This is a genomic window from Luteibacter sp. UNCMF366Tsu5.1 (assembly GCF_900119235.1).
Taxonomy (GTDB): domain Bacteria; phylum Pseudomonadota; class Gammaproteobacteria; order Xanthomonadales; family Rhodanobacteraceae; genus Luteibacter; species Luteibacter flocculans.
The window spans coordinates 1,571,156-1,580,338 of the sequence record NZ_FPIS01000001.1; the positions used below are offsets into that span (position 1 = coordinate 1,571,156).

Consider the following 9,183-nt stretch of genomic DNA (forward strand, 5'->3'; position numbering starts at 1 on the left):
TGATTTTCAAGAGTTGCGCCAGCGCTGGCGCATGGCCTGCTGCACCGCCGGATGCACGAAGCCGGAAATATCGCCACCCAGGCGACCGATTTCACGCACGAGCGAGGAGGAGATGAAGCTGTATTGTTCCGCCGGGGTCAGGAACAGCGTCTCGGCCTGAGGAATCAGGTGACGGTTCATGCTGGCGAGCTGGAATTCGTACTCGAAGTCCGACACGGCGCGCAGGCCACGCAGGATGACGCCGGCCCCGATCTCCGTCACGAAGTCGGCAAGCAGGCAATCGAAGCCGCGCACGTCCACGTTCGGCAGGTCGGCAAGCGCCAGCCTGGCCAGGGCGATGCGCTCGCCGAGACTGAAACCGGGCCCCTTGTTGCGGCTCTCCGCCACTGCCACGACGATGCGGTCGAACAGCGGCGCCGCGCGCGACACGAGATCGGCGTGCCCGTTCGTGATGGGATCGAAGGTGCCGGGGTAGACGGCAAGTCGCGGATTGGCCGGCACTGGAGTCATGAGAGGCGGGTCGGGGAAAACGCCGGTTAGCTTAACGGATCGGCCGGGGTGCGGCGATAGAGGGCGTAGGCCACGTCCCCGGCATGCCCTTGGCGGTGCGGCAGCCATGTGTCGGGAAGTCGGAAGGCCGCCGTGCGCGGAGCTTCCACGTAGATCCATGCGCGGGGAGCCAGCCAGCCGCCCTCCTCCAGCGCCCGGGCCGCTTCCGCCCACGCGTCCAGGGCGAACGGCGGATCGAGCAGCACGAGATCGAAGGGGCGGCCGGCAGCGCGCAGCCAGCGGCTCGCATCGTCGCCGACCACCTCGCCGGCCACCTTGAGCCGGGCGAGATTGGCCTTCAGCGCCGCGGCGAGGCGCGGCTCACGCTCCACGAAGGTCGCCGCCGACGCGCCGCGCGAGAGGGCCTCGATGCCCAATGCGCCGGTGCCGGCGTAGAGATCGAGGCAACGAGCCCCTTCGACGACAGGCTGGAGCCAGTTGAACAAGGTCTCGCGGACGCGCTCCGGGGTAGGCCGGAGGCCCGGCATATCCGGTACCTCAAGCTTCGAGTTGCGCAGGGTTCCGCCAATGATGCGGATACGGCCGGGAGTACTCATCGCTCAGCGGCCAGTGAAGGCTGGGGTGGTAGCATGCGCCCATTGTCTTTGAATCCCCCGTGCAATGCTCAAGTTCTGGAAAAAGAAGACCACCGAGCCGGCGCCGGCCGAGTCCGCGGCCACCGACGAGCGGGCTGACCTGGTAGCCGATCCCGCGTCGTCCGCCGAGAGCGGCGTCGCCACCTTCGAAGCGCTGGCCGAGGCAACTGCGCCGGAACCTCAGGTGCCCGACATCGACGCCGAGGTCGAGGCCTCCGTCGTGGTCGAAGCCGCCCGTGAAGCCGAACAGGCCACGGCAACGCCGGCACGACGTAGCTGGCGAGAACGTCTTTCCGGCAGCGGGTTCGCCAAGAGTCTTTCCGCGCTCTTCGTAAAGAATCCCCGGCTCGACGACGACCTCCTCGACGAACTGGAAACCGCGTTGATCACGGCCGATGTGGGCGTGGACGCCAGCACGCGACTCGTGGAAGACCTCCGCAAGCGCATGCACAAACGTGAGTTCGCCGACGCCGCCGCATTGCTGAAGGCGCTGCGCAGCGAATTGGTGGCATTGCTGAAGCCGGTCGAGACGCCGCTCGACGTCGCCACCGCCAGCCCCTTCGTGATCCTGACCGTCGGCATCAATGGCGTGGGCAAGACCACCACCATCGGCAAGCTGGCGCGCCGTTATGTCGATGAAGGCCGCAACGTCATCCTTGCCGCAGGCGACACGTTCCGCGCCGCCGCGGTGGAACAGTTGAAGACCTGGGGTGAGCGCAACAAGGTGCCCGTGGTCTCGCAAGGCCAGGACGCCGATTCCGCCAGCGTCATCTTCGATGCGCTGCAGGCGGCGCGCTCGCGTGGCGCGCAAGTGCTGATCGCGGACACGGCAGGCCGCCTGCACACGCAGGGCGGCCTGATGGACGAGTTGGGCAAGATCGGCCGCGTGATGAAGAAACTCGATCCCAGCGCACCGCACGAGGTGCTGATGGTCATCGACGGCACGACCGGGCAGAACGCCATCAGCCAGGTGCGTCAGTTCCGCGAAACCGCAGGCGTCACCGGCCTGGTAGTCACCAAGCTCGACGGCACCGCAAAAGGCGGCGTGATGTTCGCCCTCGCCCGCGAATTCGGCCTGCCGATCCGCTACGTGGGGCTGGGTGAAACCGCCACCGATCTGCGTGTCTTCGACGCAGAGGCCTTCGTGGACGGCCTGCTCCCGGCGGCTCTCGGCGGTTGAGTGAACGGCATGGCGGAAAAGCCGCGGCCATGACCCGCCGACTGCGAATCGGGCTTTACATCGTCGGCGGCATCGTGGCGATGCTGATCCTGGCGATGTTCATCGCGATGTACGTGGTGCTGCAGCCCGCGCGCTTCACGGCGCTGCTGCAGTCGCGAGCGCGCGACGCCGGGCTCGAACTCACGCTTGCCAACCCAGCCAGCCCCACCGTCTGGCCCAAGCCGGCGCTGGAACTGGAAGGCATCACCTTGCGCAGCCGCGGTGTGGACACACCCATGCTCGTTGCAGCACGCGGCAAGCTCGTGCTGCCGTGGCACACACTCATGGGCGGCGAAGCACGCATTTCGCGGCTCGAGGTCGAAGGCGCGCGGATCGACGTCGATGCCGTATCGACGTATCTCGACACCCTGCCCTCGCGCCCATCGACGGCCGGCGCCATGCTGCCTACCGCGGACGCGGGTTTTCGCGTGACGCGAGGCACGCTCACCCGCGGCAATGCACTGTTGCTCGCCAACGTGGACATCGATGCCGGACGTCTTGCGAACGGCCGTCCATTCACGCTGGCCCTTTCCGCATCCACACCGGACGGCATTCCCTACGCGCTGGAACTCGCTACCACGCCATCGCTGGCGCAAGGCGTGCTGACGTTGAGCGATCTGACGGTCGGTCTGTCGAGCACGTCGCGGTTCGACGCGACGATGCGCGGCACAGCGACCTGGCGTGGCGCTGCCGACGTGGGCGGCACCCTGTCCGGAAAGATCACGCGCACTGCGGCGCCGCCGTACGACATCGTGCTCGCCGTAACGCCTGCCAACCAGCGCGATCCGTTGTATGTGGCGCTGAAACTCGACGGCGACAACGACCATACCGATATCCGCATTCCACCCATCGCTCTCGCCGATTGGTGGGCCGGTCTTCGCACCGGTGCGCCCATCACGCCGCCACCGCTGCTCGGCACGCTCGAAGCGAAGGCCGTAGACGTCGGCGTCGTGCATGCCACCGGGCTCCGCATCAAGGCCTCGCCGACCGAGCCCGTCAACGCATCCACGAGCGCCCTTCCCGCGCCGGCCCGCAGCGCGCCATGAATCGTTTCGCCGAAGAGCTGCTGCGCTGGTTCGACCACCACGGGCGCAAGGATCTGCCGTGGCAGCATCCGCGCGATGCGTATCGCGTGTGGCTGTCGGAGATCATGCTCCAGCAGACGCAGGTGATCACCGTCATCGGTTATTTCCAGCGTTTCGTGGAACGCCTGCCGACGCTCGCCTCGCTCGCTGCAGCCGACGAAGACACCGTGCTCGCACTGTGGTCGGGACTGGGCTATTACCGACGCGCGCGTTTCCTGCATCGCGCGGCGCAATTGTGCGTGGAACGGCATGACGGCGAACTGCCGCGCGACCTCGACGCGCTCATGGCCCTGCCCGGCATCGGTCGCTCCACCGCCGGAGCGATCCTTGCGCAGGCGTACGGTCTGCGCTTCCCGATCCTCGACGGCAACGTAAAACGCGTGCTGACGCGATACCACGGCATCGCCGGGTTTCCGGGCGAAAGCGCGATCGAGAAGCGGCTATGGATTCACGCCGACGAACACACACCCGCGGAACGCACGGCCGACTACACGCAGGCCATCATGGATCTGGGCGCCACCGTCTGCGTGCGCAGCAAACCCGCGTGCCTGATCTGCCCGCAGGCGGCGACGTGCGTCGCCCATCGCGACGGCCTCACCGCGGTGCTGCCCACGGCAAAGCCCGGCAAGAAGATTCCCACGCGATCGCTCGCGATGCTGCTCCTGCGCGATGCGCAAGGCCGGGTATTGCTGGAAAAACGTGGCCCGCAAGGCGTCTGGTCAGGACTGTGGAGCCTGCCTGAAGCCGCGGACATCGAGGCCGCCGGTGGTGTGGCGTGCCGCCTGGCCCGTGTACGCAACGCCGATCCGCTTCCCGCCTTCACCCACGTCTTCAGCCATTACCGGCTGGACGTCTCCCCCATCCTCTTCGACCATGCCACCCCGCTTACCGCTGTGGCGGACGGCGAAAGCCGGCGCTGGTGCGATCTCACGCAGATCGCTTCGCTTGGCCTGCCGGCACCGGTGCGCACGCTGCTCGACAACCTTCCGGAGATCACCCCATGACGCGCATGGTTCACTGCATGAAGCTCGGCCGCGAGGCCGAAGGACTCGACTTCGCTCCCTGGCCCGGCGACCTGGGCAAGCGCATCTACGAGAACGTATCCAAAGAGGCGTGGGCCCAATGGCTGTCCCACCAGACCATGCTCATCAACGAGATGCGCCTCTCCCCGCTCGACCCGAAAACCCGCAGCTTCCTGAGCGGCGAAATGGAGAAATACTTCTTCGGCGGCGAGGTGGTCCAGCCCGCGGGCTACGTTCCACCCGAGCAGGACGCTTGACGCCGACGCCGTCACCCGATTTAATACGCGGCTCCACTCGCCGCAACGCTCGTTGCAGGCACCCGTGGCTCGGTAGCTCAGTTGGTAGAGCAGGGGATTGAAAATCCCCGTGTCGGCGGTTCGATTCCGTCCCGAGCCACCATTATTCAAGGCTCGCAGCGATGCGAGCCTTTTCTTTTGGTGGAGCGCTAAGCTTCGTGGCTCCTCTATGTCGTCGAATGCCATGAGTCGACGACATAAGGAACTGCGCTCTGTATTCGTCCGCCCTGTTCCGAAAACGGCGAGCGCTAACCGCCAGGCGTCGGCGCCGGAGGCGGCGTGGGTGGTTGCGGTGCGACCGGCGGCGGGGGCGGTGCCTTGGGCGGCACGGGCGTGTATTGCGCCGACGCCATGCGCCAACCGTCGGGGCCCTTGACCACGCTCGCACCGAGGGTCAGGCGTCGCTGCATGCCTTTCATCGTGAAGACGATAGTGCCGGTGACGAATGCGCTGTTGCCGTGGGTGCGTGTCTTGACGTCCTCGAACGAGGTTGGCGGCATCTCGCTCTTCTTGTCCGGCGCATAGAAGCCAAGCACGGCATCGTGCTCGTCCACTTCCCCGCGCGGCGATACCTCGACGAACTGGGGTAGCAGGATCACGCGGAGTGCGGGGACGTCGAAGTCGTGCTCCGCCTTCATGTAACGCGCGACCGCTGCCTCGGGCGTGCTCTCGGCGGCGACGGCCGTTCCAGCGGCGGAAAGGAGTGCGAGGGACAGCAAGGCCATTCTGGAGCGCGACATGGACATCTCTCGTGACCGAAGGTAGCCGGATCATCCGGCGCCGCCGATGCTTGCGCATGGCCCGTTCGTCACCCTGCCCCGCGCTACCGGTTCCCACCTGCTGTGCCGGGGTCGATCACCACCGGGAGCACCCAGCCGATCGACGGATCAGGTGGCGCTGACCCGAGGCAACACCATCCAACCACCCGAAAGCGTTTCCTTGAGCACTTCGACACGTCGCATCTGACCCGTCACCGCCGATGCTGACGAGAGCGCGAATTCGACCGCACGACCTTCGGTGGGAAACAGATGCTTCGCGCCCCCGGGCAACACCACACGCCAGACCCGCTCGTTCATGCCTGGGTAGAAGATGAAAATGCGAAACGGACGGCCTGCGTCGTTCATCGACGGCGCCTGCGTCGCAGTTCGGCTCTCACGTCCCACGAATGCTCCCCGACGTTCTTCACGGCACTTCGCAGGACGTTCTCACTCACGCCAAGAGCGCGCGTCCAGTAACGGATGTCCGAACGCAACGTGACATTCACTCGCGTCAGGTCGGTTGGCGCGGCGACAAAGATCTCTTCGTTCATGGCGCGGCCTCGTAGGAAGAAGCACCTGTACCACGAGCTTTGTTACGCGCACGTAACTTCGACGCGGACGCTCAAATGTTCACATCCCTGCCCCGCATCGCCTCGCACTGGCGCAACGCGCCATCCAGCACGGCGGCCTCATCCAATGCGCCCGTGGGCGGCGATGGCTCATGCAACATCAGCGAGAGGCGCGCTTCCATCGCATGCACCAACTGCCCACGCGCGTCCTGCCCGCATGGCGTACGCGGCTTCCACAGGCTGAGCTCGCGGGTACGCAAGACCAGGCGATCGATATAGGGGCCCTGGTCTTGCGACGGTTGTTTTTCCGCATCGGCGAGCTGCGTTCGCCAGAGGTCCAACTCAGCGCGCAAATCGGCGGTGTCGGCGGCGAGTGCCTTGGCGTCCCTCTCCCTGGCGCGATGCGAGGCCGTGAACGCAAGCATCGCCGTCGTGGCGGAAGCGATGAACGCCACCGCTACGATGATCCACACCACCCTGCGCCCATTGGCCGGCTTGCCGGGCGAATCGTGATCCAAGCTCATGTCGCCTCCGGCGTCCGTCGATCGAGTCGTCTATTCTGCCTCACCCGCGCCACGCAGGCGGTTTTCCTGGGTGGACACGGCGTCGCGGGCGGTAACGTGTCACGACATGGGGGCGCTGCTCTGGCTATAGTCGGCGTTCCCGTTCGGAAGGAAGCTCGTCCCCATGATTCGATTCCGTCACTTGGCCATCGCCGCTGCCCTGGCTATTTCCGCGACCTCGGTCGCCGCGAGTGAGTTGAAGGTGATGACGTTCAACGTCCGCACGATCACCGGCAACGACGGCCTGAACGACTGGAATCATCGACGCGACCTCTTCGCCGATACCATCCGGCAACTCCATCCCGACGTCATCGGCACGCAGGAACTGCACAAGCAACAAGGCGACGACACGGTGGCAAGGCTGCCGGAATACACATGGTTTGGCCGCGACCGTTTCGGCAAGCACACAGACGAGCACATGGGCATTTTCTACCGCAAGGACACGCTCAAGCTCGTCGAATCGGGTGATTTCTGGCTCTCCGACACACCGGACAAGGTCGGCAGCATCACCTGGGGCAACCTCTTCCCGCGCATGGTGAACTGGGCGCTGTTCGAACGCATCTCCGATCACAAGCGCTTCTACCTGCTCGATACGCATTACCCGTACCGCGACAGCGATGAGGATGCCCGCTCGCGCAGCGCGCATGAAATGAACGAGTGGATCGCCAAACTGCCGAAGGACGTGCCGGTCATCGTCACCGGCGACTTCAACACGGGGCCGGACAGCGAATCGCACACGACCCTGACGGCGACGCTCAAGGACGCGTGGGAAACCGCGCCGAAGCGCGAGGGCCCGGCCGAGACGTTCCACAACTTCACAGGCAACGCCACCAAGCGAATCGACTGGATTCTCTACCGCGGTGTATCGCCGACGTCCGTGCAGACCGTCACGACGTCGAAGGACGGACGCTATCCGTCGGATCATTTCCCGGTGTTCGCCGACTTCGACCTTTGAGTCAATCGATTGGAGCCCCAATGCGCTTGGGGTGGGTGGACCCAACCACACCCACCCGCCACCGCTAATCGATCTGATCGAAAATCCGCTCGTCGGTACAAGCCACTCCATTGTCTGTCGGGGCGCACGGCCGGAAATCGCCCAAAAACTCGCGAACCGTCTTTGCAGAGTTGACTCCGTCTTCGACGACGTGAACGTGGAGAAATGGCTGATTCTGCCGCCCTCCGTCGTACAGAATATCCAGAACCTTTCCGGATCTGACATACCTACAGCGCGAAGCTTTCCCGTGTGTTCGACATGATGTTGCTGACTCGAAGATGCTCTTGTCCGGGTTGTAACCCAGGTAGATACGTGCCGTGACAGATGACGAGAGTCGGAGGTCATACAAGACGAAATCGACAGGAATCGACATCGCCAGCGTATCCCCCTGGCCGACGTTGAAGCAGGCTGTCACCGTATATACGTTGCAATAGATTCGATGTGACGTGGGGGATGCTTTGCTCTGAACTTGGCTAGTTGACCCATAAGTGACGCTGGTGACTCCCGCGAACAAGGCCGCACTGAAAACAACACCAATAAGGCAGTCCACTTTTTTCACAACCAGCTCCTATGGTGATGTCGGCGGCTCTTTGACCGAGATGTTGCCATTACTACTCAGGATAGACTTCATATTTTGGCTATCCGTAATTACGCTCTTTCCAAGCGTCCCCATCAGGTTCGATTCATAGCCGGGATCCGCTGTGGTAACACGGTTTCCACTCGCGTCTCGCGTGTCTGAATAGTGATCCTTCTCCATCATGAGATGCCCTGTCTCATGCTCGGCCTCGCCCTGGGACCATCCTTGCGATGTCACGTTCCATTCGCCGGCATTCCCACCACGAACAAATGATGCGCCCTTAGTGGTTGTGTCAGACGTAGGGCCGTTTACAAGCTGGATATTGTTTATGGCTTTCTTAGGCGTACTTGCATCCACGTCCACGATGGCAACCTTTACCAGTGTGACCGCTCCCGCAACGTTGTATAGCCCAGACCATTTCGCAGCGACGTTCGATTTGATGTCCGATATAACCTGAGGATTGGTGGAGGCCGGCCCCGAAAATCTCACGGGCACCGCAATCGAGATGCTGCCGTCCTGCTTATAGGTAATGATCGCGTTCCTGCCGTCGGGATCGATATGGACGAGCGGGCTGTTGTTCGCATAGGCAAATCGATTGAACCCGAATGGATCGCCTGGAGCCGGGCGGCTCGGATCAATACCCACAAAGCGGCCGACGATCGGGTCGTAATATCGAGCCTGCATGTAGATCAGATCGGTATCGGAATCGGCGACATGCCCTGTATACCCTGGACCATCGCCTGGATTGCCCATGGCGGAAGCGCCATAGGGCGCATAGTCCACTGATGAGACCACGATTCCACTCGCGTCCGTCACCGCCAGGACCGTTCCCTGCGGGTCCGTGTAGTAATACGAGACTGATTTTGCACCCCATGCTGGCGCCGCCACGATTAACACGGCCGCCGAGCACGCCCACTTCCAGTAGTTCCCCTGCGAGATACGCATACCCCTCCCC

12 protein-coding genes and 1 tRNA gene are annotated in these 9,183 nt (G+C 63.9%); 6 read left to right on the plus strand and 7 right to left on the minus strand.

Annotated elements, in window-relative coordinates; all coding sequences use genetic code 11:
* Nucleotides 1-6: 6 nt before the first annotated feature.
* Entirely contained in the window at nt 7-510 is a 504-nt protein-coding gene (coaD, locus tag BT115_RS06985; protein ID WP_072321745.1) for a pantetheine-phosphate adenylyltransferase, read from the minus strand.
* Nucleotides 511-536: 26 nt separating this feature from the next.
* Nucleotides 537-1,106 carry a 16S rRNA (guanine(966)-N(2))-methyltransferase RsmD gene (gene rsmD / locus BT115_RS06990; protein WP_072321746.1) on the minus strand — a complete coding sequence of 190 codons (570 nt, stop codon included), beginning with the start codon at nt 1,104-1,106 and terminating at the stop codon, nt 537-539.
* Between the two features lie 64 nt (nt 1,107-1,170).
* On the opposite strand from rsmD, the gene ftsY reads away from it, so the two are divergent.
* The 5 genes from ftsY (at nt 1,171) to BT115_RS07015 (ending at nt 4,870) form a co-directional block, all read left to right on the plus strand.
* The gene (gene ftsY, locus BT115_RS06995; RefSeq protein WP_072321747.1) at nt 1,171-2,325 is read left to right on the plus strand and encodes a signal recognition particle-docking protein FtsY; all 1,155 of its coding nucleotides are present in this window, start codon (nt 1,171-1,173) and stop codon (nt 2,323-2,325) included.
* Nucleotides 2,326-2,354: 29 nt separating this feature from the next.
* Nucleotides 2,355-3,410, plus strand: coding sequence for a hypothetical protein (locus BT115_RS07000; RefSeq protein ID WP_072321748.1), 1,056 nt, complete (start codon nt 2,355-2,357; stop codon nt 3,408-3,410).
* Complete coding sequence (mutY, locus tag BT115_RS07005) at nt 3,407-4,453, plus strand: A/G-specific adenine glycosylase (RefSeq protein ID WP_072321749.1); 1,047 nt, start codon at nt 3,407-3,409, stop codon at nt 4,451-4,453. The genes BT115_RS07000 and mutY overlap by 4 nt, the downstream gene beginning before the upstream one ends.
* Entirely contained in the window at nt 4,450-4,728 is a 279-nt protein-coding gene (locus tag BT115_RS07010) for an oxidative damage protection protein (RefSeq protein ID WP_072321750.1), read from the plus strand. The genes mutY and BT115_RS07010 overlap by 4 nt, the downstream gene beginning before the upstream one ends.
* Nucleotides 4,729-4,794: 66 nt before the next feature.
* Nucleotides 4,795-4,870 (plus strand) — tRNA-Phe (locus BT115_RS07015).
* A 145-nt stretch (nt 4,871-5,015) separates the two neighbouring features.
* On the opposite strand, the gene BT115_RS07020 is transcribed toward BT115_RS07015, so the two are convergent.
* The 4 genes from BT115_RS07020 to BT115_RS07035 form a co-directional block, all read right to left on the minus strand.
* On the minus strand, nt 5,016-5,507 hold the full coding sequence (locus BT115_RS07020) for a nuclear transport factor 2 family protein (RefSeq protein WP_177257389.1): 492 nt from the start codon (nt 5,505-5,507) through the stop codon (nt 5,016-5,018).
* A 147-nt stretch (nt 5,508-5,654) separates the two neighbouring features.
* Nucleotides 5,655-5,891 carry a hypothetical protein gene (locus tag BT115_RS07025; protein WP_072321752.1) on the minus strand — a complete coding sequence of 79 codons (237 nt, stop codon included), beginning with the start codon at nt 5,889-5,891 and terminating at the stop codon, nt 5,655-5,657.
* Nucleotides 5,888-6,076, minus strand: a complete 189-nt coding sequence (locus BT115_RS07030; protein WP_072321753.1) for a DUF3606 domain-containing protein — start codon at nt 6,074-6,076, stop codon at nt 5,888-5,890. The genes BT115_RS07025 and BT115_RS07030 overlap by 4 nt, the downstream gene beginning before the upstream one ends.
* A 71-nt stretch (nt 6,077-6,147) precedes the next feature.
* Nucleotides 6,148-6,618: a hypothetical protein gene (locus BT115_RS07035; protein ID WP_072321754.1), complete on the minus strand. Its 471-nt coding sequence runs from the start codon at nt 6,616-6,618 to the stop codon at nt 6,148-6,150.
* A 163-nt stretch (nt 6,619-6,781) separates the two neighbouring features.
* On the opposite strand from BT115_RS07035, the gene BT115_RS07040 reads away from it, so the two are divergent.
* Entirely contained in the window at nt 6,782-7,612 is an 831-nt protein-coding gene (locus BT115_RS07040; protein ID WP_072321755.1) for an endonuclease/exonuclease/phosphatase family protein, read from the plus strand.
* 607 nt (nt 7,613-8,219) lie between these two features.
* Here BT115_RS07040 and BT115_RS07045 read toward each other — a convergent pair.
* A complete protein-coding gene (locus tag BT115_RS07045) occupies nt 8,220-9,173 on the minus strand; it encodes an RHS repeat-associated core domain-containing protein (protein WP_072321756.1) in 954 nt (317 codons plus the stop codon).
* Nucleotides 9,174-9,183 lie beyond the last annotated feature (10 nt).